20 protein-coding genes and 1 pseudogene are annotated in these 26,326 nt (G+C 70.8%); 3 read left to right on the top strand and 18 right to left on the bottom strand.

Features of this window, described 5'->3' with window-relative positions; genetic code table 11:
* The 3 genes from KBI5_RS11855 to KBI5_RS11845 form a co-directional block, all read right to left on the bottom strand.
* On the bottom strand, nucleotides 1-1,180 hold a 1,180-nt coding region (locus tag KBI5_RS11855), incomplete at its 3' end, for a DDE-type integrase/transposase/recombinase (RefSeq protein ID WP_085015253.1).
* 20 nt (nucleotides 1,181-1,200) lie between these two features.
* Complete coding sequence (locus tag KBI5_RS11850) at nucleotides 1,201-1,539, bottom strand: hypothetical protein (RefSeq protein ID WP_133057013.1); 339 nt, start codon at nucleotides 1,537-1,539, stop codon at nucleotides 1,201-1,203.
* A complete protein-coding gene (locus tag KBI5_RS11845; protein ID WP_085015247.1) occupies nucleotides 1,539-2,363 on the bottom strand; it encodes a TnsA-like heteromeric transposase endonuclease subunit in 825 nt (274 codons plus the stop codon). Before KBI5_RS11845 ends, KBI5_RS11850 begins: the two co-directional genes overlap by 1 nt.
* A gap of 1,929 nt (nucleotides 2,364-4,292) precedes the next feature.
* On the opposite strand from KBI5_RS11845, the gene KBI5_RS11835 reads away from it, so the two are divergent.
* A complete protein-coding gene (locus tag KBI5_RS11835; RefSeq protein WP_085015246.1) occupies nucleotides 4,293-5,822 on the top strand; it encodes a methionine--tRNA ligase in 1,530 nt (509 codons plus the stop codon).
* 48 nt (nucleotides 5,823-5,870) lie between these two features.
* Here KBI5_RS11835 and KBI5_RS11830 read toward each other — a convergent pair whose 3' ends face one another.
* The 8 genes from KBI5_RS11830 to KBI5_RS11795 all read right to left on the bottom strand — a co-directional run bounded on the left by KBI5_RS11830 (nucleotide 5,871) and on the right by KBI5_RS11795 (nucleotide 16,495).
* Nucleotides 5,871-8,435 (bottom strand): heavy metal translocating P-type ATPase, encoded by a 2,565-nt coding sequence (locus tag KBI5_RS11830; RefSeq protein ID WP_116289900.1) that lies wholly within the window; start codon nucleotides 8,433-8,435, stop codon nucleotides 5,871-5,873.
* A gap of 113 nt (nucleotides 8,436-8,548) precedes the next feature.
* Nucleotides 8,549-8,773 (bottom strand): heavy metal-associated domain-containing protein, encoded by a 225-nt coding sequence (locus tag KBI5_RS11825; RefSeq protein WP_011434951.1) that lies wholly within the window; start codon nucleotides 8,771-8,773, stop codon nucleotides 8,549-8,551.
* 629 nt (nucleotides 8,774-9,402) lie between these two features.
* Nucleotides 9,403-10,431: a porphobilinogen synthase gene (gene hemB / locus KBI5_RS11820; RefSeq protein ID WP_023839819.1), complete on the bottom strand. Its 1,029-nt coding sequence runs from the start codon at nucleotides 10,429-10,431 to the stop codon at nucleotides 9,403-9,405.
* Nucleotides 10,428-12,251 carry a uroporphyrinogen-III synthase gene (locus KBI5_RS11815; protein WP_085015245.1) on the bottom strand — a complete coding sequence of 608 codons (1,824 nt, stop codon included), beginning with the start codon at nucleotides 12,249-12,251 and terminating at the stop codon, nucleotides 10,428-10,430. The genes hemB and KBI5_RS11815 overlap by 4 nt, the downstream gene beginning before the upstream one ends.
* Before the next feature lie 2 nt (nucleotides 12,252-12,253).
* Complete coding sequence (gene hemC, locus KBI5_RS11810) at nucleotides 12,254-13,441, bottom strand: hydroxymethylbilane synthase (RefSeq protein WP_011434948.1); 1,188 nt, start codon at nucleotides 13,439-13,441, stop codon at nucleotides 12,254-12,256.
* Nucleotides 13,438-14,859 carry a glutamyl-tRNA reductase gene (locus tag KBI5_RS11805; RefSeq protein WP_011434947.1) on the bottom strand — a complete coding sequence of 474 codons (1,422 nt, stop codon included), beginning with the start codon at nucleotides 14,857-14,859 and terminating at the stop codon, nucleotides 13,438-13,440. Before KBI5_RS11805 ends, hemC begins: the two co-directional genes overlap by 4 nt.
* Nucleotides 14,856-15,971 (bottom strand): redox-sensing transcriptional repressor Rex, encoded by a 1,116-nt coding sequence (locus KBI5_RS11800; RefSeq protein WP_232234864.1) that lies wholly within the window; start codon nucleotides 15,969-15,971, stop codon nucleotides 14,856-14,858. Before KBI5_RS11800 ends, KBI5_RS11805 begins: the two co-directional genes overlap by 4 nt.
* 212 nt (nucleotides 15,972-16,183) lie before the next feature.
* Entirely contained in the window at nucleotides 16,184-16,495 is a 312-nt protein-coding gene (locus KBI5_RS11795; protein WP_011434945.1) for a glutaredoxin family protein, read from the bottom strand.
* A 262-nt stretch (nucleotides 16,496-16,757) separates the two neighbouring features.
* On the opposite strand from KBI5_RS11795, the gene KBI5_RS11790 reads away from it, so the two are divergent.
* Together KBI5_RS11790 and KBI5_RS11785 are read left to right on the top strand one after the other, a co-directional pair.
* On the top strand, nucleotides 16,758-17,474 hold the full coding sequence (locus KBI5_RS11790) for a sigma-70 family RNA polymerase sigma factor (RefSeq protein ID WP_085015244.1): 717 nt from the start codon (nucleotides 16,758-16,760) through the stop codon (nucleotides 17,472-17,474).
* Between the two features lie 256 nt (nucleotides 17,475-17,730).
* Complete coding sequence (locus KBI5_RS11785; RefSeq protein ID WP_085015251.1) at nucleotides 17,731-18,618, top strand: HAD-IB family hydrolase; 888 nt, start codon at nucleotides 17,731-17,733, stop codon at nucleotides 18,616-18,618.
* A gap of 25 nt (nucleotides 18,619-18,643) precedes the next feature.
* Here the strand turns inward: KBI5_RS11785 and KBI5_RS11780 are convergent, their stop codons facing one another.
* From KBI5_RS11780 to KBI5_RS11750, 7 genes and pseudogenes are all read right to left on the bottom strand, one after another.
* Nucleotides 18,644-19,753, bottom strand: coding sequence for a lysophospholipid acyltransferase family protein (locus KBI5_RS11780; protein WP_085015250.1), 1,110 nt, complete (start codon nucleotides 19,751-19,753; stop codon nucleotides 18,644-18,646).
* 95 nt (nucleotides 19,754-19,848) lie between these two features.
* Nucleotides 19,849-20,889, bottom strand: a complete 1,041-nt coding sequence (locus KBI5_RS11775; RefSeq protein WP_023839821.1) for an NAD-dependent epimerase/dehydratase family protein — start codon at nucleotides 20,887-20,889, stop codon at nucleotides 19,849-19,851.
* A 327-nt stretch (nucleotides 20,890-21,216) separates the two neighbouring features.
* Nucleotides 21,217-22,086, bottom strand: a complete 870-nt coding sequence (locus tag KBI5_RS11770; protein WP_085015249.1) for an SAM-dependent chlorinase/fluorinase — start codon at nucleotides 22,084-22,086, stop codon at nucleotides 21,217-21,219.
* Nucleotides 22,087-22,361: 275 nt separating this feature from the next.
* A complete protein-coding gene (locus tag KBI5_RS11765; RefSeq protein WP_003948845.1) occupies nucleotides 22,362-22,460 on the bottom strand; it encodes an AURKAIP1/COX24 domain-containing protein in 99 nt (32 codons plus the stop codon).
* A 96-nt stretch (nucleotides 22,461-22,556) separates the two neighbouring features.
* A complete protein-coding gene (proC, locus tag KBI5_RS11760) occupies nucleotides 22,557-23,354 on the bottom strand; it encodes a pyrroline-5-carboxylate reductase (RefSeq protein WP_023839823.1) in 798 nt (265 codons plus the stop codon).
* 100 nt (nucleotides 23,355-23,454) lie between these two features.
* Entirely contained in the window at nucleotides 23,455-25,578 is a 2,124-nt protein-coding gene (locus KBI5_RS11755; RefSeq protein WP_085015248.1) for an acyltransferase, read from the bottom strand.
* Between the two features lie 398 nt (nucleotides 25,579-25,976).
* A pseudogene (locus tag KBI5_RS11750) lies at nucleotides 25,977-26,326 on the bottom strand (ubiquinone biosynthesis protein UbiE); the annotation flags it as partial.

Here is a 26,326-nt window from a genome sequence, read left to right as displayed (position 1 = left end):
CCGGGTCCTGGAAGTAGACCCGGCTGACGTCATCGGCATAGACCCGGATCGGCCACTTGCCCGCGTGGACGCCAGTGTGCGGGCTGGTCCGGTTGCGGTAGGGCGACAGAGCTGGCCCGTCGTAGCGCAGCCCGCCGATCTCCACCCCGTAGTGCTGGATCGTGCGCCACTCGACCGCCAGGAAATCAAAGACCAGGTCCGCCCGCGCGGGCACCTGGAGATGACCGGCCCGCGCCACCCCGTGGGCGAACATCTCCAACGGCGACACCGCCAGCCCCGGCACCTCCGGGACCACGAGCCCGCCGTGGGCCTGGCGGTGGTAGCAGTCCGCGACCCACTGACGGATGAGCTCTTCGAGCTCGTCGAGGAAGTAGAACGCCTGCTCYTCGACRTCSKYGCCSCGSYGGTRGACGTCCGGGCCCTTGTAGCCGGGAAGCGCGACGAGTAGCTGCTCGCGCAGCGTGCGGAAGAACCGCTCGACCGCGGCCTTGTCGGTGGCCTGCGCGACCCGCGCCGGCTGCACCGAGATCCCCAGCCGCTGGCAGACCGACAGCAGATGCTCCGACAGGTAGATCCGGCCATGATCGACCACCAGGGTCTCCGCGGCCACCGACGGCAACAGCGGAGCGCCGGCGGCGTCGACGAGCCGCTCGACATCGACCACCACCCGTCCCGGAACACCGTGATAGGGCGGGCGGACATCCACCCAGCCCGCCGCCGGCTCCGGCAGCGGACGGACCGACTCGAACAGCACCGCCGCGGCGTCGACCGCCTTCGTTGACACCGGGGTCAGCCGCAGCCCGGTGATGCACCGGTCGTAGCGGTCCATCGCGACCGTCAGCTCCGCCTGCACCCAGCGCAGCGTCACCCGCTCCATCGCGAACACGTCCAACCTGGTCGTGTCCACCAGCAGGTACTCACCCGGCCGGTGCGCCCGCAGCTTCCCGTAAGGCGCCACCGGGCGGCCCGCGATCTCGCGGCGGGCCTTCGCCCCACCGAACGCGCTGGTGCCACGGCTCAGCTCCCGCAGCAGGGCCCGCGCCCGGGTCCGACCCGGCAGGGGCACCACCCCCGGGCCGTGCTCCTGCTCAAGCCGAGCCTCGATCGCCGCGAGGACCAGATCCTGAGTCGGCGTGCTCGCGTGGCTGAACTCGGCGAGCACGCCCCGCGCCGTATCCACCCAGCGGCCATCCACCACGCTCAGCGCTGTCTGTCGCCGCCGCCACCGCTCGTCGACCAGCCCCGCCGGAACCCCGTGCGGACCTCCTGCACGTGCCCGACCCGTTCGGCCAGCGCCTCGCGGCCAGCCGCGTTCAAGCCCGCCAGATCCGCGCCCACGCCCTCCACCGCGTCGACCGGGACGTCGGTGAGCAGCCGGGTGCTGGGATGCGCCAGCAGATGGGCCAGCCCGACCTGCCGGACCCCGCCGCCGACGTCGGTGAGCAGCACCGAGCCCGCCGTCAGCTCGGTCACCGTCCACCACCGGCCGTCATGCGCCAACCGGCTACCGACCGCCACGTCCACCCGAGCCTGCGCCATCACAGCGCGGCCTCCAGCGCGCTGTCGTCGCTCAGCCGGCGGTGCAGGTCCGTCGACAGCCTTCCCTGCCACAGCAGCGTCAGTGCTGCGGCCTTGACCTGCCCCGCCGGGCTCTCCCGCGTGGCGCGGCCGACGAGCGAACCGATCGTGTCACCGGGCCGGAACGCCGCGACGACGGCATCCGTCAACGCGCCGGGCAGCAGACCCGGCCGGCGATAGCCAGCCAGAAACCGCAGGTTCGCGAGATAGACCGCCTCGGCGCCACTCCAGATCTCATACGCCCAGCCGTGCGACCGCGCCACGACGCCCGGCCACCGCAGCGCCTCAGCGACCACCGGGTCCTCCAGCCGAGACACCGGCTTCACGTTCACCAGCCGCGCCGCCCCATCCRCATGCACCAGCAGGAAATCCGGCACGTGCCGGCGGGCCCGGCCACCGACCGTCGCCCGCAGCAGGAACGGCTGCGCCGCGATCCCGACCACCTCCGTGTCGAAGTCCGCGACCAGCAGCCGCGCCAACTCCAACCGGCTCTCGTAGACGACATGACCGCCCGTCGTCGCAGACCAGTACCAACCAGGAAAATGCGACTGCCCTCGCACGCTCCGGACCGTCCGCCAGGGCACAGCCGCCATCACCAGCGCTGCCGTAACGTTCCGTATCGGGCGCTCGACCTCGCCCTCCGCCGTGCGCAACAACACGACCGGCTCAGGCAGGTCCTCCCCGTCCGCGCCGGCCGAACCCGAAACTCGCTTCTGCGCGACCGATTCACCATCGATGTCCGAAAGGTAAGCCGCCAGGACGCCGGGACCGTCCCAACGCCTCACAGGGCACACCTCGGACCACACCCACGACCCCAGAGAACAAGACAATCAGCGAGTTCCTACAGATCGAAACGACGATTATCCGAGGCTGGCACCCCGCGAACCATTCAGCCGGAGAGCCGACGATCTCGCGCCGACCTTCCGCACCCGCGACGGCGRCAGAATCGCTCCGGACCGGCATCACCCGACGTCTCCCGCAGATTGGCCAACTACCACGGCCAGCGGCCATCTACTGGCCAACCATCACGGTGAGTGGCCATCTGTCCGCGATCCCTACAGATCCCTAGACCGTCATACGCGTACCCGACCACCCCAACGGACCCCCATCGGCGTACCCGCTAATTGGGTACGTCTGAGGYGGCGCATCGGTGCAGCTCAGCGAGCATCTGGCACGTACCCGGGTAGGCCAAGAGTAGGCCAAGAGTCATGCCATTACTGGCATCCTATCTAATCATGGTCACGAGCGGGAGTGGTCGGCAGAATGCACGCGCTTGGCAGAATCGGATAGTGCGGTTAGCGTTTATTTGCCGAATTCCCCCGCCTGTTCTGTGAGGTGCCGTGGTCGATCCGTCCCGCCTCCGCCGACTCGCACGACGGGCCAGCGCAGACCGGGGACGGGCCGCCGCAGACCGGCCCGGCGGACACGGGCGGAAACGGCCCCACGGCGGTGCCCGACGCCGGCGGACCGACGTCCCGCGCCACGAGACCGGCGTAACTGGCTGAACGCCTGAGGGAGGCCAGCCCGTACCCGGCTGGCGACCGGGGGCACGCCCTCCGACGTCAACAGAAAGCTGACGGATGCGGGTGTCGGCTACCGCTAGTCCCGGCACCCGCACGACCGGCCGGCGGAAAGGCGCCGGGCCGATCACCCGTCGGCCCTTTCTATCGAACTATTCCACCCGGCTGGCGACCCCAGTCCCGTTGGCCCTGGTCCCGTTGTAGCTGGTCCCGGCCCTGACGACCATGGTCCCGGCGCCACTGGTCCTGGCTACCGCCGCTCTGGCGGCTGTCGTCGTGGCGTCGCTCGTCCTCGCGGCCCTGGTCCTGCCGCCCGATGCCCCGACCGCCCTTGTTCCAGCCGTTCCAGTCGTTCCGCTTCCAGCCGTCCGTGGCGTGCCAATGGTTGACACTCCGCACGGGAACGCGGTCGTCGGCCCAGGCGCTTGAAGCCGCCGGTCCCACCGTCACACAGACTGCCGACACGGCGGACAGGGAGGCGACCACCGCTTTCCTCTTCAGGGATCTTGTCATGATTCTCCCGTCATCAAAAATATCGATCGACTACTTGCGATGGGAAGACTAGCCGTACGCACCGGCGCCTGGCTGGATTGCGCCCGGCGTGTTCGCGCCAGAGATGGCCGGAAGCATTTAGCGGCAGATCACATGTGATTCTCGTGTGTTTTTCATGAAGCCTTTCTGTGATTCTTAGAAAACCCTGAAGACGGGAGCCAAAATTCGATGGACAAAGTACATCAACGCCACATCCCGCGGATCGTTGTCGAGACCCGGATTAGTCTGGCGAACGGCGACGGTTACGAAGTACCTCCGCCGACGATCGTTGTCACGATCGGCGGAAGCAGCCCGGCGCCGACCGACGCCGACGCTTGGCCGACCGGCGGGGGGTGCCGGCAGCGCCGGCCGYGATGGCCCGCATGGGCATGAACGCGGTGGTCAGCGTCTATGGCGACCTCAGTCGGAAACCATGATCCGAATCATGCGGATCGGGCCACACTCCCCGGGAGGCTACCGGGCGCGAGGTCGCGTAGGATTCACCCTGTGTCGAGGACACATGCCACGGCCGAGACGCCGGCCAGCCAGATGATGATGCACATGCCGTCCGGCCTCTTCCGCGCGTCTTGACAGACWGACCGATGAGGCCCTGACGGAGCCTCGTCGGTGAGGYTGCTACCGGGGCGGAAGGACTCACACCAGATGGGCCGCTACTTCGTGACGACGGCGATTCCGTACGTCAACGRCAAGCCGCACGTAGGTCACGCTCTCGAACTGATCGAGACCGATGCGTACGCACGTCATCTTCGTCAGCGCGGCCACGAGGTCCGGTTCCAGACCGGCACCGACGACAACGCCCTGAAGAACGTCCAGGCGGCCGAGGCCGAGGGGATTACACCCGCCGAGTACGTCGAGCGGGTCGCCACCGGGTTCGTGGGCCTTCGCGGTCCGTTGGGCCTCTCGTTCGACGATTTCATCAAGACGAGCACGGACCCCCGTCATCGGCCGGGAGTCGAGAAGCTGTGGTCGGCCTGCGCCGACCGCGGGGACTTCTACCGCAAGACCTACGCCGGTCTGTATTGCGTGGGATGCGAGCTGTTCTACCAGCCCGACGAGCTGGTGGACGGCCGCTGTCCGGAACACGGGACCGTTCCCGACCTGGTGGAGGAGAGCAACTGGTTCTTCCGGTTGGGCCGCTATCAGGACCAGCTCCACGCGCTCATCTCCACCGACCGGCTGCGCATCGAGCCCGCCGCCCGCAAGCGGGAGGTGCTGTCCTTCATCGAGGCCGGTCTGGAGGACTTCAGCGCGTCGCGGAGCATGAGCCGGGCCCGCGGCTGGGGTATTCCGGTCCCCGGCGACCCCGAGCAGGTCATCTACGTGTGGTTCGACGCGCTCGGGAACTACATCACCGCCCCCGGGTACGGCAACGACGACGACAGCTTCCAGTACTGGTGGAACGACGCCGACAGGCGAGTGCACGTCATCGGCAAGGGCATCATCCGCTTTCACGCCGTCTACTGGCCGGCGATGCTGCTCTCGGCCGGGGTGCGCCTGCCCGACACCATCTTCGTGCACGAGTATCTCACCGCCGACAGCATGAAGATCAGCAAGTCGGCTGGCAACGCCGAGGATCCCGCCGACATCGTCGCCGCCTTCAACACCGACGCGCTGCGGTGGTGGATGCTGCGCGACGTCGCCCGAGCCGGCGACACCGACTACACGACCGAACGGCTCGTGACCCGCGCGAACGAAGACCTCGCCAACAACATCGGCAACCTGGTCAACCGGACCGTGTCGATGGTGAAGCGGTACCGGGACGGGCTCATTCCCCCACTCGCCCTCGACAATCCCGCGGCCGCCAAGCTGCGGGCAGTGCGCGACGAGACCCCCCGGACGATCGACGACGCCTTCGCCGCCTTCGACTTCCGCCGGGCGGCCGAGGTCATCACGAGGATCGGCGACGAGGGTAACCGCTACGTGGAGGCTGCCCGGCCCTGGGAGCTCGCGAAGGCGGAGCGCAAGGAGGGAGCGTCGCGCGACGCCCTCGACGCAGTCCTCGCCGAACTGGTCGCCACGTGCCGGGAGCTGGCGGAGCACCTCGCGCCCTTCCTGCCTGACTCGGCACCGCGCATCGCCGCGCAGTGCGGCGACGGCGGGTCGCGGGTCGCGGGTCCCAGCCCGGTGTTCCCGCGCCTGGAGGCCCCGCCGGCCGAACCGGCCACGACCTGACCGACGCCGTGGAACCGCTCCGGCCGGACCCGCTCCGGCCGGACCCGCTCAGGCCGGCCGCAGTGCGGTGAAACGCCGCAGCCGCAGACTGTTCGTGACGACGAAGACGGAGCTGAACGCCATCGCCGCCCCCGCGATCATTGGGTTGAGCAGACCGGTCGCGGCAAGCGGTAGCCCGGCCACGTTGTAGGCGAACGCCCAGAACAGATTGCCCTTGATCGTGCGCAGGGTGGCGCGCGACAGTCGGATAGCATCCGCCACCAGGCGGGGATCCGCGTTGACAAGCGTCAGATCCGACGCCTCGATCGCCGCGTCGGTGCCGCCGCCCATCGCCAGGCCCAGATCGGCCTGGGCGAGCGCGGCGGCGTCGTTCACCCCGTCGCCCACCATGGCCACGACCCGGCCCTGCGCCTGCAAGCGACGGACCGCCGCGACCTTCTCCTCGGGCAGGACCTCGGCGATGACATCCTCGTCCGCGATGCCGACCTCGGCGGCGACGGACCGGGCGACCGCCTCGGCGTCCCCGGTCAGCAGGACCGGGTGCAGCCCGAGCCGACGCAGATCGGCGACGGCCGCGGCCGCGGTGGGCTTCACCGTGTCGGCGACACTGATCAGTCCACGGGGACGGCCGTCCCAGCCGACCACGACGGCGGTATGCCCGGCGGCCCGTTCCCGGTCCAGCTCGGCGGCGAGCGCGTCCGGGAGTTCCACGAACACCTGGGGCCGCCCGACGAGCACCGCATGCCCCTCGACGGTGCCGCGCACGCCGAGGCCCGCGGTGTTCGCGAAGTCCGCGACCGGCGGCAGCACACCGACGGCCACCGCGTGCTCCCCAGCCGCACCAGCGGCCACCGCGTGCTCCCTGGCCGCGTCGGCGATCGCCCGGGCGATGGGGTGCTCGCTCGCGTCCTCCACCGCCGCGGCGAGCCGGAGCACCTCGGCGGCGTCCTCGCCGGGAGCCGGCAGCACCGCGACAACCTGCATCCGCCCGCTGGTCACCGTGCCGGTCTTGTCGAGTAGGACGGTCTGGACCCGCCGCGTCGACTCCAGCACCTCCGGGCCGCGGATAAGGATGCCCACCTGCGCACCGCGTCCCGTCCCGACCAGCAGCGCCGTCGGCGTGGCCAGGCCCAGCGCGCAGGGGCAGGCGATGATCAACACGGCGACGGCCGCGGTGAAGGCGTCGGTCGCCGGCTGCCCGAGAGCCAGCCAGACCCCGAGGGTGACGAGTGCGAAAATGATCACCACCGGAACGAACACCGCCGAGACCCGGTCGGCGAGGCGCTGGACGCGGGCCTTGCCACTCTGGGCCTCCGTCACGAGCCGGGCGATGCGCGCCAGCTGCGTGTCGGCACCGACCCGGGTGGCCCGGACCACGAGCCGCCCGCCGACGTTCACCGTCGCCCCGACAACCGCGTCACCCGGGCCGGCCTCGACGGGCACCGACTCGCCGGTGACCATGCTCGCGTCCACCGCCGACAGCCCATCAAGCACGACGCCGTCGGTGGCGATCTTCTCGCCCGGACGGACGACGAACTCGTCCCCGATCCGCAGCGCCTCGACCGGGATCCGCTCCTCGACCCGCCGCGGGCCAGTCCCCCGCGCGCCGTCCGCCGGCCGGACGCGCAGCACGGTGACGTCCTYCGCCCCGAGGTGGAGCAGCGCCCGCAGGGCCGCGCCGGAACGCCGGCGGGCACGTGACTCCAGGAATCGGCCGGCGAGCAGGAACACCGTCACCCCGGCGGCGACCTCCAGGTAGAGGGCCGTGCCCGCGCCGCCGTGGGCACTCCCGCCGGTGCCGTGACCACTCCCCGAGTGGACGATCTCGCCGGCCGAGGCTTCCGGGCCCGGGAATCCGCCGGTGAACGAGAACGAGTGCCGCATCCCCGGCTCGCCCGCTCCGCCCAGGAACAGGGCGTACAGCKACCAGACGAAGGCGGCCAGCGTTCCGAGGGAGACCAGGGTGTCCATCGTCGCGACACCGTGCCGGGCGCCCCGGGCCGCGGCCCGATGGAACGGCCAGCCTCCCCAGAGCACGACCGGCGTCGCCAGGGCCAGCGAGACCCACTGCCAGTAGTCGAACTGCCAGGCGGGCACCATGGCCAGTACGATCACCGGCATGGCGAGCGCCGCCGAGACCGCCAGCCGGACGCGCAGCGCCCGCAGCGCCGCGCCGGGTGCGTCGTCCTGCGTGCCGCCGCCGTCCTGCGCGCCGCCGTCCTTGGCATCCGCCGCACCCGCCACCTGCTCGGCCGCGGTGCCGGCTACGACCTCGGTGTCAGCCTCGGCATCGGCTGCCGTCTCGGCCCCGGTGTAGGCCGCCGTCTCGGCCCTGGTGTCAGCCGCGGTGTCAGCCGCGCGTCCGGCGGCCGGGGCCGCGGAGTAGCCCGCGGCCTGGACCACGCGGATCAGATCGTCGAGACGGACCGCGGGGGCCTCCGTGTCCGCGAGGGTCACGGTGGCCTTCTCGGTGGCGTAGTTCACCGAAGCGGTGACGCCGTCCAGCTTGTTGAGTTTGCGTTCCACCCGCGCGGCACACGACGAGCAGGTCATCCCGCCGATCGCGAGCTCGATCCGCGCGGGGTGACCCCTTCCGACGTCGAGAGTGGTCATCAGCTCTCCCCTTACGGCGGATTCCTGACGGCGGACCGGAAGGTACCGCCGGTCACGGGCGGTGGGAGCGGACACACCCGCCGACCACCGGCACCGTTGGCACCACCGAAGCGCTACGCCCGCCCGACAAGCTCGTATCCGGCCTCCGCAACGGCCTCCCGGACGGCGCCGTCCTCGACGACGCCATCGCTGACGAGGGTGACCCGACCCTCGGCCAGGTCCACGGCGACGTCCGACACGGTCGGCAGCCGCGCGAGCTCCTCGGTCACGGATCGGACGCAGTGCTGGCAGGTCATCCCGGCCACCGTGTAGGTGGTCGTGTAGGCGGTTGTCGTCATGGCCGTTCCCGTCTCCTCGTCTCCTCTTGTAAGCCGCCCCGGCCCCAATGGATCTGCCCGACCCACCGGCCCACCGGCGCCCGTCCCACCTCCCGAACATACCCTCCCCCCGTATGGTGTACCGGTACCCGGTGGGGGTATCTTCCGAACCAATGGTCGATCATCACGGGGGAGATCCCACCCACGCCGACACAGGAAGGCCGCGACGCACAGCCCCACCTTGGCCAACCCGCCGGCCTACTTCGGGCAACATGCCGAACACTTTCCGCACATGTCGAGCTTCCGGCACCATCGTGGAGAGCAGGCGCACGGGACTGTGACCGGATGGGCGGCCAGCTGGGCGACGGGAGCGCATCACATCAGCGCATCGCAATACGGCCGGGTGGTCCAGAGTCCATCAGATCCTGCGCGGACGGACGACCGGCACATCAGCCGGGCACCCACGACCSGGCACGTCGGGGCGCCGCCTCGCGGTGGTCACCCACCGGTCCGGCGCGGCCCGCTCCCGGCGCGGCCCGCTCCCGGCGCGGCCCGCTCCCGGCGCGGCCCGCTCCGTTGAGCGCGGCCTCCCGCCCGGATACCTGTCCAGAAAGCTGCCGGCGGACAGGAATCGTCACCGAGGGGGACAGTCAGCGGGCGGCGGCCAAGCGGCGGGCAACCTCGGTGGCCCAGTAGGTCAGGATGATGTCCGCCCCGGCCCGGGAGATCGCGGTCAGCGTCTCGTCGATCGCCCGGTCCCGGTCGATCCACCCGGCCGCCGCGGCGGCCTCCACCATCGCGTACTCGCCCGACACCTGGTAGGCCGCCACCGGTACGTCCACCGTGTCGGCCACCGCCCGCAGCACGTCCAGGTAGGCCAGCGCCGGTTTCACCATCACCGCGTCCGCGCCCTCGGCGAGGTCGAGCGCGACCTCGCGCCGGGCCTCCTCGGCCGAGCGAGCCGGATCCTGCTGGTAACCGGTCCGGTCCCCGAACTGCGGGGCGCACTCGGCGGCCTCGCGAAACGGCCCGTAGAACGCCGAAGCATACTTAGCCGAGTAGGCGATGATCGGCAGGTCGACGAAGCCCTCCGCGTCCAGCGCGGCCCGGATCGCGCCGACCTGGCCGTCCATCATCCCGCTCGGCGCGACGACCTCGGCACCCGCACGGGCCTGCGCCACGGCGATCGCGCCGTAGCGCGCCAGGGTGGCGTCGTTGTCGACCTCCCCGGAGTCGGTGAGCAGACCGCAGTGCCCGTGGTCGGTGTACTCGTCCAGGCACAGGTCCGTCATCAGGACGACGTCGCCACCGACCTCGGAGGCAAGATCGGCGAGCGCGAGCTGGACGATGCCGTCCGGGTCGTCGGCGGCCGAGCCCCGGGCGTCCTTCTCCGCGGGCACACCAAACAGGATGAGCCCGCCCACGCCGGCCTCGGCGGCCTCGACGGCCGCCCCCCGCAGCGAGGAGCGGGTGTGCTGGACGACACCAGGCATCGAGGCCAGTGGAACGGGATCGGCCACGCCCTCCTTGACGAACATCGGCAGCACCAGGTCGGACGGGTGCAACCGCACGTTCGAGACCAGCCGGCGCAGCGCGGACGAGCGGCGCAGCCGGCGGGGACGTGCCGTCGGATAGCCGGCCCCGGCCCCGGCCCCGTTCCCCCGGGCCTGCGCCCTCACCGCCGCGAGCCTCGCCGTGGCTTCGGCAACCGCGCAGCGAGCGGCCCGATCTTCCCGAGCTCCTCCCGGTGTTCGGCAGCGAACTCCGCCAGCGCCCCGACAAGGGCGGGGATGGACGCCTCCGGAGCCTGCACGTCGACGCGCAGCCCGAGMTCCTGGGCAGTGGCGGCCGTCGCCGGACCGATCACGGCGATCACCGTCGTCTCGTGGGGCTTGCCGGCGATGCCGACCAGGTTGCGCACGGTCGAGGATGAGGTGAAGACGACCGCGTCGACCCGGCCGCCCTTCAGCGCCTCCCGGATGGATGCGGGCGGCGGAGCGGCACGCACGGTGCGGTAGGCCGTCACGTCATCGACCTGCCAGCCGCGTTCCTTCAGGCCGGCGACCAGGGTCTCGGTGGCGATGTCGGCACGCGGCAGCAGCACCCGGTCGAGCAGGTCGAGGGTGTCGTCGAAGTCCGGCCAGTCCGCCAGCAGCCCCTCGCTGGACTGCTGCCCGGACGGGACGAGATCGGGCCGGATACCGAAGGTGCGCAGCGCGTCGGCCGTCGCCTCGCCGATCGCCGCAACCTTGACCCCCGCGAACGCGCGGGCGTCGAGGCTGCGTTCCTCGACCTTCTCCTGCACCGCCTTGACCGCGTTGACCGAGGTGAAGGCCACCCACTGGTAGCGCCCAGAGACCAGACCGGTGATCGCGCGCTCCATCGGGGCGGCGGTCCGCGGGGGCTCGACGGCGATCGTCGGCACCTCCAGCGGGCTTGCGCCGTGCGAACGCAGCAGGTCGGACAGGATCGCCGCCTGTTCCTTGGTCCGCGGGACCAGCACCGTCCAACCGAACAGCGCCCGGGTCTCCCACCAGGAGAGCTTGCCGCGGGTCGCGACCACCGGGCCGATGGACAGCACGACCTGGGTGATCGGGGTGGGGGCCGCGGTCAACAGCGGTGCCGTGTCCGCCTCGACCCGGTCGAGCGTCGAGGTGACGGTGCGCTGGTCGGTGGTGGTGCCGTCCACGGTCACCGCGATCGGGGTGTCACCGGGCCGCCCGTGCTCGACGAGCGCCGCCGCGACCTTGCCGACCTCCGTCGGTGCCGCCGTGACCACGAGGGTGCCCGGGGTCTGGGCGAGGGCACCCCAGTCCAGGTCACCGGGGGAGGAGATCGGCGCACCGAACCCGCCGAAGCCGCCCGCGGCACCGAGGCCCAGCGGCGAGCCGAACCCGCCGGTTCCCAGGCCACCGCCGAGCCCGCCCCCGAGACCGGCGATCGGCCGTCCGCCCAGCCGCGAGGCCCCGAACGGAGGACCGGTGAGCGGACCCACCGGCTCGCTCCCGCCGAACGGCGAGGACGCCGGCACGGTGCCCGACGACGAGAAGACCCCGGAGGTACTGGCGAAGGTGACCGGCGCGCCCGGGGCGACCCCGGCGTAGGTCGCGACCGCGGCGCCGGTGAGGATGCCGGGCACCACCCGATAGGGGATCTTGGCCTTCGCGAGCGCCTGGGCGTCCGCGGCGCCGATGCGGGTCAGCCACGGATCGGAGGCGTAGAGCCGGACCACCTTGTCACCGGCACGGGCCCTGCTCACCACCGCGGCGGTCGCCGCCTCCGCGTCACGGACCGGCTTCGGCGCCTCGAGGTCGCCGATGCGCAGCACTTCGGCGGTGAGGTTCTCCACCACCGCCGGCGCCACCTCGGGATCGGCAACCACCAGGTCGGCGGCGGCCAGGGTCTCGACCGCGAGGACGGTGAGCAGTCCGGGGTCACGCGGTCCGGCACCCACCAGGGCGACCGGGGAGACGGGCTTCTTCGTTCGTCGGGTGGCCATGCTCAGCGGGTTCCCATCAGCGAGTGTGCTCCGGCGGACAGCATGTCGTCCGCGAGGCGCTGCCCGAGCGCCTCCGGGTCGACGGCGGATCCGGTGACGTCACGCCGGAGGACATCGCTTCCGTCCGGCGCGGCGACGACCGCCCGCAGGCACAGACGACCCGCGGGAGGCGCACCGCCGGCCTCCGCCGCGGCTCCTTCGGCCAGCTCCGGAAGAAGCTCGGCCAAGGCGCCGACCGGGGCAGTACAACCAGCTTCGATGCCGGCGAGGAACGCGCGTTCCGCTCTGACCGCGACGGACGACGATGCGTCATCGAGCACAAACCGTAGCAGCTCGGCGAGGCCCGTATCGACGGGCTGGCCGCCATCTGACCACGTTTCGCCACCGGTTTGTCCCACAGCGGGACCTGAACCCGGCCCGGCGGGCACCAGAGCGCGCGCCGGACCGGCCACGACGAGCCCGGCACCGCCCGTGCACTCGATCGCCAGGGCTCCCTGGCCGGGCGCGGGCAGCATCACCGTGGGTTCGAGGATCTCGGTGACGGCATCGAGCCGGTCGAGCCGCGCCAGCCCGGCGTGCGCGAGGACGACCGCGTCCACCTCACCGTCGATGGCCTTCTTCAACCGGGTGTCGACATTGCCGCGGATCGTGACGACCTCCAGCCCGAGGCCGAGAGCACGCAGCTGCGCGGCGCGACGTGGGGATCCGGTCGCGATCCGGGCGCCGGCCCTGAGCTCGGCCAGGCGCCGCCCGCTCGGGGCGACCAGCACGTCCCGGGGGTCCGCCCGCGGCGGGACCGCGGCGAGCACCAGACCGGGTGGGGTGGCCGTCGGAAGGTCCTTCAACGAGTGGACCGCCAGGTCGATCTCGCCGGACAGCAGGGCGTCGCGCAGCGCGCTGACGAAGACGCCGGTCCCGCCGATCTGGCTGATCTCCCCGGACGAGCGGTCCCCCGCCGTGACGATCGGCACCAGCTCGACGGCGCAGCCCACCCGCGCCCGCAGGGTGGCAGCGACCGTCCCGGACTGGGCCAGCGCCAGCGCCGAGCGCCGTGTTCCCAGCCGCAGCCGGCGGCCGGCGAAACGGGCCAGCAGGTCGGCGCCGGTACCCGTGGCGCCGGTACCCGTGGCGCCGATGCTCGTCGGATCGGTACTCGTCGGGTCGGTACTCGTCGGGTCGATCCCCGTCACGAACGCTCCAGCAGATCAAGGTCAGGCGCGGACACCACGGCGGGCACCTCACGCGGCAGATCGAACAGTTCCCGCAGGGCCTCGGCGTAGGCGTCCCCACCGGGCGCCCCGGCCAGCTCCTGTACCCGCACGGTCGGGGCGTGCAGCAGCTTGTCGACGACGCGCCGGACCGAGCCCTCCACCAGGCTCCACTCCCGATCGTCGAGGTCGGGCAGGCGGGTGTGCAACCGGGCGAGCTCGCTACGCACCACGGCGGCGGCGTGGGCCCGCAGCGCGACGACGGTCGGCGCCACCCGGCCCGCCCGCCGGCGGTCGAGGAAGCTCGCGACCTCGGCGGCGACCAGCGCGCGGACCGCCTCCACGTCGTGCGTCACCTGGGCGCCGTCCAGCGCGATGCGCAGTGCGTCCAGGTCGATCAGACTCACCCCGGGCAGCTCGCGCACCCCCGGGTCGATATCGTGCGGCAGGGCCAGATCGAGGAAGACCAGCGGGCGCCCTGCCCGGCCGGGCAGGGCCGCGGCAACCAGCTCGTGCTCGACAACGAGACCGCTCGCGCCGGTCGAGGAGATCACCAGGTCCGCCATGGTGATCTCGTGGGCCAGGTCGGTGAGACCGACGACCCGGGCCTCGTGGGCCTCGGCGACGCGGGCCGCCCGGGCGGCGGTCCTGTTCGCGATCACAACCTCCCCGGCGCCAGCTCGCCGGACGGTCTGCGCGGCCAGCGATCCCACCGCGCCGGCACCGATGAGCAGCACCCGGGTCCCGGCCAACGGCGGGGGTTCGGGCGTCACGGCGTGTCGCGGCCCCTCGGCCGCGACTCCTCCCCCGTCCAGCGCCCGCCCGCCCGGCGGCGCCACCGGCACGGCCGGAACCTCGCTGTGGAGGCCCAGGCCGGAAGCGGCCAGCCGGACACCCACCGAGACAATGGAGGCGCCGGCGGCATCGATGGACGTCTCGGAGTGGGCCCGCTTGCCGACCCGCAGCGCGGCCTGGAACAGGCCGGACAGCGCGCTGCCCGCCACCCCGGCGGCCTGACCGGCCCGGAAGGCCGTGCGTACCTGACCGAGGATCTGGCTCTCCCCGACAAGCATGGAGTCCAAGCCGCACACCACCGAGAACAGGTGCCCGATGGCCCGCGCCTCGTGGTGGACGTACAGGTGGCCGGCAAGATCACCGAGGTCGATCCCACAGATCCGGCTGAGCTGGTCGGAGATGTCGGCGACCCCGCCGTGGAAGGTCTCAACCTCGGCATAGATCTCGATGCGGTTGCACGTCGAGAGCACCACAGCCTCGCTGACGTGGGTGCCCTCGGCCAGATCGTGCAGGACCTTCGGGATGTCCTCGGCCGAGACCGAGGTGCGTTCGAGCAACGACGTGGGCGCGGTCTGGTGGTTGAGCCCGACCACCAGGAGGCTCACGACGCCTCACCTCCGGCCATCAGCGCTCCCGCGGCCGGCAGCGTCCCGCGCGCCGGCGATCCAGGCTCCGGGGTGTGCTCCAGGCGCACCGCGCCCGGTTCCCCCTCCCGATCATCCCGGGTCGGCCGATCGTCCCGAGCCATCCCGGCCGGACGAGCTGCCCCCGCCGGACGAGTCATGCCTACTTGCCGAGTCACCCGCACGACCTCATCCGTATCGGTCTCCAGCCTGCCCGCGGAGGGCTCCGTCCCGTCCGCGCTCGTCACCCCGTCCAGGCCCGCCGCCCCGAGCGCGGCGAGGACCTCGTCGCCGCCTGGCAGCGCCTCGCGTGCCGAGGGCGCCCGCCGCGCCGGGCGCGCCCGGCGCGGCGGCACGGCGTCACGCCCGGAGCCGGCGCCCGGTGTGGATCTCGCGCCCCGTCTCGGTGATGTGTCCCGTGCCGGCGACGGACGTTTACGTGCTTCATGGAACGAGAGGATCTGCAGTTCCACGGCAAGGTCGACTTTACGCACGTCCACACCGTCGGGTACCGAAAGCACCGTGGGGGCGAAGTTGAGGATGCTGGTGACCCCGGCAGCGACCAGACGATCACACACCCCCTGCGCCGCGGCTGCCGGCGTGCAGATCATCCCGATCGTGACCTGACCCTGGACGATCACCTGTTCGAGATCGCCGACGGGACTGACGACAACCTCACCGACCCGCTCGCCGACTCGCTCGGGATCCGCGTCGACCAGGGCCACGATCCGAAAGCCCCTGGCATAAAAGCCGCCGTAACCCGCCAGGGCGTGGCCGAGGTTGCCGACTCCCACCAGCACAACCGCTCTGTCCTCGGTGAGGCCCAGTTTCGCGGCGATGCAGTCGAGCAGGACATCCACCTCGTAGCCGACGCCCCGCGTGCCGTAGGAACCGAGATGGGACAGATCCTTGCGAACCTTGGCCGGAGTGACTCCGGCGGCGGCCGCGAGCGTGTCCGAAGACACAGTATAAACCCCGCTTTCCGCCAATGTCGTCAGCACCCGGAGGTAGAGCGGAAGCCGCGCAACCGTCGCCTCCGGAACGTCGGAGGAACGCCTGGAAGCCGTGTCACTACGTGTACGTCGCCGGATCACCGCCGGGCGACGCCGTGGCTGACTCATCCGCGGCTCCGATCTCTAGGCGCGCGGTTACGCCCGGAGCTATGGGCCCGAATCCGTGGCCCCGCCGACACCCAGCGTGCGGTAGTCCCGGCGTGCGGTAGTCGGCGCCACAAGTCGGCTGTCCTCGGGCAGTGTACGACTTCGTGAAGGGATTCACGAAGTGCCGAGGAGAGCMGGCCCCCTGATCAGCGACCACCCTTGGCAGGGCGCAGCGCCCACCGGCCGCCGGCGAGCGCCCGCCGCAGCCGGTCCTCCTCCACCCGCCAGTAACCGTGTTCCCGGCCGTCGAGCAGGATGACCGGCACCCGGTCGCCGTAGGCGTCGGCAAGCTGGGGATCGGCGTCGACATCGGCCTCCCGCCACCCGACCTGCTCCTGCTCGGCGACCCGGACGACCGCCGCCCGCGCGGTGTCGCACAGATGACATCCCGTCCGGGTGAGCAGTGTGATACGCACACCGTCGCGGCCGGAATCCGCCTGTTCCAACCCGTCGTCCATTCCCCGATGGTAGGCGCGATCCCCGTCGCCGCCGAGTGGCTTTCCGAACCGCTCGGTGGGACCGAGGTCCGTTCAGGGGCCCGGCCCCGGCCCCGGCGTGCGGTCCGGTCCGGACCTCGCCGGAAGACGCCCTCTGCCTGCGCCCGGACGATCTCCGACTTCCCGCGCTCCCTCCTGCGGCTACACTCAGCTACTAACGGAACCATGTGCGCCGGGCCTTCCGGCCCACCTTGCCGCGACCGCATCCTCCGGAGCCCGGGCTGTGACCGAATGCACGCTCGCCGACCTCRTCGACCTCGTCGACCTCGCCGCCCCGCGCCGCGGCCCCCTCCGCCGGCAGGACGCGATGTCCCCGGTGGGCGCCCGGGAGGACCGCGAGCGAGTCGGGGACSCTCAGGGCGATCCGGCCGACGACGACCGGACGGCGCTCGTCGCCCGGGCCCGGCGAGGTGACGTCAACGCCTTCGGGCTGCTCTACGACCGGTACGCCAACCTCGTGTTCCGGTACGCGCTGTACCGGCTGGGCGGGGATCCGGTGGCCGCCGAGGACATCGTCAGCGAGACCTTCCTGCGTGCCTTCCGCTCCATCGGCACGTTCCAGTGGCAGGGACGGGACATCGGTGCCTGGTTCATCACCATCGCCCGCAACCTGCTGGTCGATCAGGCCCGCTCGGCGCGGCGCCGGTTCGAGATCCCGACGGCGGACATCCTCGCCGCGGCCGAGYACCGAGCCACGGCGCTGACGGCGCCGAGCCCCGAAGAGTCGATCCTGGCCGTGCTGACCCGCCGCGAGCTGCTCGACGCCGTCCGCGAACTGCGCCCGGACCAGCAGGAGTGCGTCGCGCTCCGGTTCCTCGAAGGGCTGTCGGTCCGCGAGACCGCGCTGGCCATGGGCCGCAACGAAGGGGCGGTCAAATCCTTGCAGTTCAGAGCAATTCGGACACTTGCCCGCGCCCTTCCCGCAGCAGGCACGGCCTGACCTCCGGGCCCCTCGCCGTGAGCGATATCCCAGATCACGTCGCAACCCCGGCCCGGTCGTTGTTCCACCGGCACTTTCCCGCCGTCACGTTCGAGCGGCGGCCGCCGCGAAGTCGTGCCGCACCGTACTCTGACGGCGTGCCGGCGAACCATGGCGTGGATCGCGGCGCGCGGAGGTGGCGACAAGGGGTGGGTGGCGGCCCCGGTCACTTCCCGAGCCGAGCCCTTGCTCCGCCCCGGACAGCATGGAGTTGACGATGAGGGTGCGACGACGCAGGGACCTGGCCACGACGAGGCAGGCCGCCGAGGCCGCCGCGATCGCCGCCTTGAAGGTCGCGGCCGAGGAGGTTCCGCGGGCTCCGCTGGACGAGTCGGCGGCCGCGTTCTTCGACGTGGACAACACCATGATGGCGGGCGCCTCGATCTTCTACTTCGCCCGCGGCCTGGCCGCCCGGGACTTCTTCAACTCGCGTGACCTGATCCGGTTCGGCTGGCAGCACATCACCTACCGGCTGCGTGGGCTCGAGGACCCGAGCGGCATCCGGGATGCTCGGGAGACCGCGCTTGCCTTCGTCGCCGGGCGCACGRTGGCCGAGATCGTCCGTTACGGCGAGGAGATCTACGACGAACGGATGRCCGAGCAGATCTACTCGGGTACGCACGCGCTCGCCCAGCAGCACCTTGACGCGGGCCAGCGAGTGTGGCTGGTCACGGCCACCCCGGTCGAGCTCGCCTCGGTCATCGCCCGGCGGCTGAACCTCACCGGCGCCCTCGGCACGGTCAGTGAGGTCTCCGCCGAGGGCACCTACACCGGCCACCTGGTCGGCGGCCTGCTGCACGGCCAGGCGAAGGCCGAGGCCGTGCAGGCGCTCGCCGAGCGGGAGGGCCTGGACCTGTCGCGGTGCTGGGCCTACTCGGACTCGATCAACGATCTGCCCATGCTCTCCCTGGTGGGCCACCCGGTCGCGATCAACCCGGATCCGGACCTGAAGACCGTGGCCCGGGAACGCGAATGGCCGATCAAGGACTTTCGCACGGCCCGCAAGGCAGCCAAGATCGGCATTCCGACGGCAGYCGGGGTGGGCGCGCTCGCCGGCGGGGTCGCCGCCGGCATGGCGTTGCGGCGCCGGGCCGCGGGCGCCTAGAGCACCTTCGGCGCCGGGAAAGAACCTAGAAGAACACCGAGCGGCGCTGCATCAGCAGGCTGTACAGCGTATGCTGGATGGTCTCCCGGATGCGGTCGGTGAGCTCGAACACCAGCATCGGGTCGTCCGCCGCCTCAGCGGTGTACGTCTTCGTTGGGACCGGCTCCCCGAACTCGATGATCCATTTGGACGGAAGCGGGATGAGCCCCAGCAGACCGAACCACGGGAAGGTCGGTGTAACCGGCAGGTAGGGCAGCCCGAACAGGCGAGCGAGCGACTTCGCGTTACCGATCATAGGATAGATTTCTTCGGCTCCGACGATCGTGCACGGAATGATCGGCACACCCGTCCGCAACGCGGCCGAGACGAATCCACCGCGCCCGAACCGCTGCAACTTGTACCGCTCGCTGAACGGCTTGCCGACGCCCTTGAAGCCCTCCGGCCAGACCCCGACAAGGTGCCCGGTGTTCAGCAGGTGTTCCGCGTCAGCCTGACACGCCAGAGTGTTGCCGATCTTACGAGCCAGCGGGGCCAGGAACGGCACCGCGAACACCAGGTCGGCGGCGAGCATGCGCAGGTGGCGATGGGCCGGATGATGATCGAGGATGGCCACGGCCATCATCAGCGCGTCCATTGGCAGGGTGCCCGAGTGATTGGCCACCACCAGAGCGCCACCCGTGTCCGGGATGTTCTCCAGCCCCCGGGTCTCGACCCGGAAGTAGTCCCGGTAGATCGGCCGCAGCAGCGGAGCGACGACGTGTTCGGTGAGGTCCGGGTCAAACCCGTGCTCGTCGACGACGTAGTCGCCGGTGATGCGCCGCCGCAGGAAGGCCAGCGCTCCCGCGAGGGCCGTCTCCAGATCACCGGGTTCGGCCGTCGGCGGTGGCGCACCGTCCGTCCTGGCAGCGCCATCGGGCCCGRCAGCGGCGGTGGGACCCGTCGCCGGGTCGGACGGCCCACCCGCCGCCGACCGGCTTTCGGTCAGCGTCGCCTCGGCACCGTTGAGCGAGGAGCGAGGGGACGCGGCGGCTGGACCAAGGAAGACCTCGTCGGGGGAAACCTCGTCGAGAAAAGCCGGGTCACGCGAAGCCGGGTCACGCGAAGCCGAATCGGCTGCGGCGGATTTCCAAGGCATGATCTGCGCTTCACCCCGGGATTCGTCACCTTTTATCACGTGTTCCGCCTCCCCCCTATCCGATCCCGCACCCGGCGGGCCGCAACCGCCCTCCATCACCCTGTTCCCACCAGCCGGCGTCGGGCCAGCGAATCGAGCATCCTGTGCTCGGCTCGGGAGATCAGATCGTGGTCGATGGTGAACCGGAGCCCGCGCTGGCGGACGAAACTGTCGAAGGTCTCCATCGTCGAGTACCGGGGCCGGTAACCGAAGATCTCCTTCAGCCGGGTCGTGTCCACGGCCCGGCCGTGCGCGAGGAAGTCAAGCTGCTCAGCGGAGAAGTCGACGAGCCGCAGCCGCCGGGCGATCCCRCCCAACACCCCGATCGCGGGGAACGGCACCGGCGTGGACGGCCGACCCGCTCGGCGGATCGCCTGCGAAAGCAGGAGCACACCGTCCCCGGCCACGTTGAACGTCCCCGGGTGGGCGCGGCGGGTCGCGCGCATCAGCACGGCCAACGCGTCATCGGAGTGCAGCAGCTGGATGCGGGGGTCGAAGCCGAGGACCGTGGGAACCAGCGGAAGGTCCAGATAGCGCGCGAGCGGGCTGTCGATCTGCGGACCGAGGATGTTGGTGAACCGCAGCACGGTTACCGCGATGTCGGGACGTCGCCGGCTGAATCCACGCACGTAACCCTCGACCTCGACGGCGTCCTTGGCATAGCCACCGGCGGGCAGGGCGCGCGGCTCAGTGTCCTCTGTAAACAGCGCGGGGTCGCGAGCGGACGACCCGTAGATCGACGTCGTGGACTTCACGACCAGCTTGGTGACACTGGGCGCCTTCTGGCACGCGGCCAGCAGCTGCATCGTGCCGATGACGTTGATTTCCTTCATCGCGGCCCGTCCACCCGCACCGAGYGGCGTGGCGATCACGTTCAGATGCAGCACCGTATCGATCTCCGTGGTGGAGATCACCTTTGCGATCAACGGATGCCGGATGTCCGCGCGCACGAACTGGGTCCGCCCGAGGTCGCTGGTGGGAGCAGTGGTATCGACCCCGACGACGGCCTCGACCCCCGGGTCAGCCGCGAGCGCCATCGCCACCTGCGCCCCCAACGGCCGCGCTACACCGGTCACCAACACACGGCGTGGTCTCATGGCAGTCTCCCGCAACGCCCGCATGGTCCAGCCCGGCACCCGGACCGGATGGCCGGGCGACCGGGCAGCCCGAACCAGGCCGACCGGAGCGCGCCACCGTTCCCCGGGACCGGGGGCCGCGATGTCCGGCCGAGAAAGGTTCACGCGGTCCGATCGTGGGCTCATCGTACGCCCGTCCCTCGACCGCTCATTGCACAGCGTAAGGCCAGCCGCGCACATCGAATACGGAAAGTAGGGGAAAAACAACCCGTCCGAGCCGGACGAGGATCGACGCCGGCCAGGCCCGGTGCCGCTGCCGACGCTGCCGGCCCAGCGGTGATGCCGGCATCACCGCTGGGCCGGCAGCGGAAAATCCAGGATGGAGCGTCCCGGTGACGGGCTCCTCGGCAGCTGCGCCACGACGACCGCGTCCTGGCGCCGCAGCCGCAGCAGGTCGGCCGCTCGCCCACAATTTACTGCGATCATCACTCGACGCAACGCGTCCTCACACAAGGTGACTCCACCGCGGGGCGCATCGCCGTAGGTATGCGTGAACGTGAGCCGCATGACGCGGTTGCCGGCGCGGACCTCGACCAGATCTCCCAACAGAATACCGGCGGCCTCCAGCTCGGCCCGGGTCATGTTGAGCGAGAGATTGCCGAAGTGGTCGACGGACACGACCTCGCCGTGCACATGGTCGTCGTCGACGCTGCACGCCCGCGGCTGGAAACGCGTGAGCGCGTCGGGGTCGAGCCGGGGGCCGACGTCGGTGAGGGCGAGTCCGGCCGCAAGYCGGGCCGCGACCGGCGCATAGACGTCCCGTCCCCGGAACACCGCGGTGGGCAGCGGCAGCCACAGCTCCCGGTTGGAGATCTCGTGCACCGCGGYGACGCCACCGAGCGCATCCCAGGCCAGCGACGCCACGCCGTTGTCCGGGCAGACGAAGGTCGAGCCGTCCGTGCTCCGGATCGCCGCGCCGCGGGTGTAACCGTCGGCATCGAGCCGCTCCACGACGACGAGATGAACCCCCATCGGAAGATAACCGATCGCGCCGACCAGGGTGACGGCCGCATGCCCGACGTCCTGCGGCGCGATGGCGTGGCAGACGTCGAGGACGCGCGCCGACGGGGCGTGCCGCGCGATAACCCCGTGACACACCCCTACAGAGGCATCGTCGACGCCGTAGTCGGACAGGAAATTGATCCACGATCCCGTCATGCCGTCTCCCTGGCTGCGGGCCGGCCACGCTGCCACCCGAGGGAAACAGCCTGTCACAYGGTGACAGTTACAGCACGCAAAGCCACATGATACGAGACGGCATGGCGGTACGAACTCGCGACGTGCGGGGTGGACACCGGACGCCGGGGACCGCGGATCGGCCGACTGTCTCCAGGTACGACCGGACTCCCGGGTACGCCCCACCCCCCGGTGGGCGACCCGCGTCCTAGTGCGCTACCTACTTCCTGGCAGCGGCCTGACTTCCTGGCAGCGGCCTACTTCTTGTTGCGGCGCTGAACGCGCGTCCGCTTCAGCAACTTGCGGTGCTTCTTCTTGGCCATCCGCTTACGACGCTTCTTGATGACAGAACCCACGTACCCGACCGATCTATGTTGAGGAAGTTACCGGGCGAGCCTACCCGCCACGGCGGGCAACCATCGGAGCCCGGGTGCTCCGGTACCCGGGTGCCCTCAACTACGGCCGAGTTCCCGCGACCGACTGCTCGCCGCCTCCAGGGCGTCCATGAGCGCCGCGCGCACACCGCGACGGTCCAGCTCCCGCAGTGCCGCGATCGTGGTCCCGGCCGGAGAGGTGACGGCCTCCCGCAACAGCGCCGGATGCTCACCGCTCTCGCGCAGCATCCGCGCCGAGCCCAGGGCGGTCTGGGTCATGAGTTCCGCGGCCAGGGTGCGGGGCAGCCCAAGGAGCACACCCGCCTCGATCATCGCATCGACAAGATAGAAGAAGTACGCCGGTCCGCTGCCGGACAGGGCCGTCACCGCGTCGAGCTGGGACTCTGCCACCCGCGTCACCCGGCCGACCGGCGTCAGCAGGGCTTCTGCCGTGGCGAGGTGCTTCTCCTCGGCGTAGCGGCCCCCGCAGATCGCCGACATCGCCTCCCCGACGAGCAGCGGGGTGTTCGTCATCACCCGGACCACCGGGGGAAGCGAAGGTAGCCGCTCCTCGAGAAGATCAGTGGTGATGCCCGCCGCCAACGACACCACGAGCGTCCCGTTCGCGACCACCGACCCGATCTCGGCCAGCAGGGTCCCGACGTCCTGGGGCTTCACCCCGATGATCAGAACATCCGCCTTGGCTGCGGCCACCGTCGGCGCCTGCACCTCGACGCCGTGACGCGCCACGATCTCACCAGCCCGGTCGGCATCACGTTCGGCCACGACGATGTCCTGAGCGGCATGCCCGGACCGCAGCAGCCCCGACAGCATCGCCCCGCCGAGCCGTCCCGCCCCCATGACCGCAACGATCATGACCATCCTTCCCTTCCACCCGCTTCTACCCCGGCCTGGAGGTTACGGCGCCCTCGGGCAGCCAGCGGAACGCGGATCCCGGCCCGCCGTCGTGCGCGGGCTACCAGCCGTAGCCCGACTGGCGATCAACTCCATGTCGCCCGTCGTACTCGAGCCGGCGTTCGTGGCCACCCCAGTGGCCGGGCTCGTGACCCGTCCAGGGCTCGTGACCCGTCCAGGGCTCGTGACCCGTCCAGGGCTCGTGACGTTCGCCCCGCCGGCCGACGACGGATCGAGGATCGTAGATTATTTCGGCGGTGTATGCCCGGTCCGTGGCCGCCGGCCGCTGCGCCTCCTCGCCGCCGTTTTGCCGGCCTCGCACCGCCCACGACAGGTCGGCGGTCTCGGTGAGTCCGTACCCGTACCCCGGCCAAGGACGGACGTAGCCCTCATCGATCCATTCATCACCCCATTCATCGGCATCGTCCGGGCCACCCGCCGGTTGATCGGACCCGACCTCGTACGACGACCAGCCACCGTCGCCCGACCAGCCACCGTCGCCCGACCAGCCACCGTCGCCCGACCAGCCACCCCGCGACCGGGCCCCGGGCGGATCGCCGGGCCGGTCGTGATCCAGCCGATCAGACCGACCGGTCGTGGCCGACGCGACGCGTGCCGGCCGGTCTGGCTCGCCAGCCGGATACACCTCGTCAAGGGTGTACAGCCCGGCGGCCCGGCGGTCCCCGTCAGGCCGGTAACGCTGTCCGGATTCACCGGTCCGGTCCCAGGACCGGTGGTGCCGGTGGCCCTCGTACCGGCCGGCCCGCGGGACGGCCGGGTGCGAGAACCGTCCGCGGTCGGGCTCCCGGGCCGGTTCGGGAATGCGCGCCCAGGTGGCGGCGCCGGGTCCAATGTCGTCTCCGGGAGCGGGCCGCGCCGCCGGGATCGCGCCCGGCGCGGGCCCACGGGGGGTGTCGGCCCACGGGGGTCGGGCACGCTGCGCAGGCTTCTCCACGAACCGGTTCGAGAAGTACGCGATGAACGTGCTGACCGCCGCCGCCACGACAACCGACGGCCACAGCCCGATCCGGGGCACCAGCTGCCCGTTCGCAACCGAGATCACCGGATAGTGCCAGAGGTAGATACTGAAGGTGATCTTACCGAGGAAGGCCATCCGTGGACTGCCGAGCAGGCGGACCCAGCCGGCGTCGCGGCGCAGGTCGGCGCCCAGGATGACCACGGCACCGAGCAGGGCGCTGGGCAGGTAGGCGGCATGGTCGAGCCAGTTGGCGTCATAACCGTCCTTGTTCGGCCCAAGGAAGGCGAAGAAGATCAATCCGATCCCCGCGACGAAGCCGAGATCGGCGATCCGACGGCCCGCCCGCCAACGCTCGACCGTCGCCGCCGTGACAGGGGTCATCGTGCCGATCTGCTGGGCGTGCCGGCGGCGGCGCGGCGCGGCCAGGTCCGGCTCCTCGGCGACGAGGGCGCGCAGGCGGGTGTCACGCCAGACCGCCAGCAGACAGCCGATCAGCAGCGGTGCGACGTGCGTGTCCAGCGCGAGGTACACCCGCGAGTGCGGGGCGCCGCCGGCGGCCACGGTCCAGGTCCAGACCGCCGCGAAGGCGATCATGGCGAAAAGCATCTTCAGCAGGTGCGCCCGGAACCGGTCCGAGCGGCTGACAATCAGGAACAGCCCCGGCCACAGGAGATAGAACTGCTCCTCCAGGGACAGGGACCACACGTGGGCCAACCATCGCCCACCGGCGGCAGGATGCAGGACCTTGTACCAGTTGTTGACATTGAAAAAGGCGGAGAGCRCACTCCCGACGTAGTCGTCCCGGAAGGGGATGTCGTTCCATTTGAACGCCACCGTCACCGCGAGCCCGACGAGCAGGTACACCCACATCGCGGGYATCAGCCGGTAGGCCCGGCGCACCAGGAATCGACTCACCGAGATCGTCCCGGTCCGGCTGTGTTCGGTCAGCAGGAGCGTGGTGATAAGAAATCCACTCAGCACGAAGAAGACGTCGACGGCGACGTTGCTGGCCTGGATCGCACCCATGTGGCCGGCGAGGATGGTGTAGATACAGACGATCCGCAGCCCGTCCAGCGCCGGGTTGTACGCGAACTTCGCCGCGGCGGCCGCCGCCGGCCCGGCCGGCGGCTCCCAGCCAGCCGGGGTGCCGTCGCGCGTTATCCTCGTTATCCCTGTCGCCTCAGTCTGCTGCGGGGCAAGCCGCATGATGACCGTCGCCTCCTCCATCGGGCGTCGGCAGTCCCGGCACCGACACCCGACACTCAGGGTGACCGTACGGTGCCGCGATAACCCGAGCGTGAGTCGCTCCCAAACCATGCCGCCGGTCGGACCAATGACCCGGATACGGGTACCCGTATCACTCCGCTACGCCAGCGAAGTCAGACATCACTGTGCGAATGACGCAAGACTAACGGATCGGAAAATTCGGGACAAGGCAGGTACCGGTGGCCACAAAACAACGCCACCCCAAAAGCGACGCTGTGCGCACGGTTCATTACGAAGTCACATCGGCCGAACCATGGCGTCACAGCGCGTCAGAGAAAGGGGAAGATCACCGGATGGGAGAGCCTCGGCAGAGGCGCCCACGCTGTCTCTCCCGCGCGCTACTCGGGAACCTGGGCAATCACCAGGAGCGTACGAAACGGCTCGACGACGACACCGTCAGGAAAGGCGCGCAGCATCGTGCGACGCTCCGCGTCAAGGAAATCGTCGAGGCGATCGCCGATGGCCGCGACGTAGGACTTCGACCGCTGCCAGGTGAGGTAGTCATCGATGTTAATCCGGCGCCGCCACCGGCCGGTCAGGGTGACAACCTCCCTGAAGTGGCCGGTCCACCGCAACTCGTCGGCGAACGGTCGCGCACGGTACCCGCGGTGATATCCGGGGTTCATCCGCTCGAGCCGTTCCTGCTGGCGCTGCCACCACCGGTACTCCTCGGCGTCGACGTCGTTCC

The sequence above is a fragment of the Frankia sp. KB5 genome, from assembly GCF_002099325.1.
GTDB classification, from domain to species: domain Bacteria; phylum Actinomycetota; class Actinomycetes; order Frankiales; family Frankiaceae; genus Frankia; species Frankia casuarinae.
The sequence above is the reverse complement of the archived record's forward strand: the minus strand, read 5'-3'. Positions and strand labels throughout refer to the sequence as shown.

Coding starts and splice junctions, on each gene's coding strand:
- KBI5_RS11850 (WP_133057013.1), bottom strand. CDS start 1,539: ATGGCGCAGGCTCGGGTGGACGTGGCGGTCGGTAGCCGGTTGGCGCAT.
- KBI5_RS11825 (WP_011434951.1), bottom strand. CDS start 8,773: ATGACGACAACCGCCTACACGACCACCTACACGGTGGCCGGGATGACC.
- KBI5_RS11795 (WP_011434945.1), bottom strand. CDS start 16,495: ATGGACGACGGGTTGGAACAGGCGGATTCCGGCCGCGACGGTGTGCGT.
- proC (WP_023839823.1), bottom strand. CDS start 23,354: ATGATCGTTGCGGTCATGGGGGCGGGACGGCTCGGCGGGGCGATGCTG.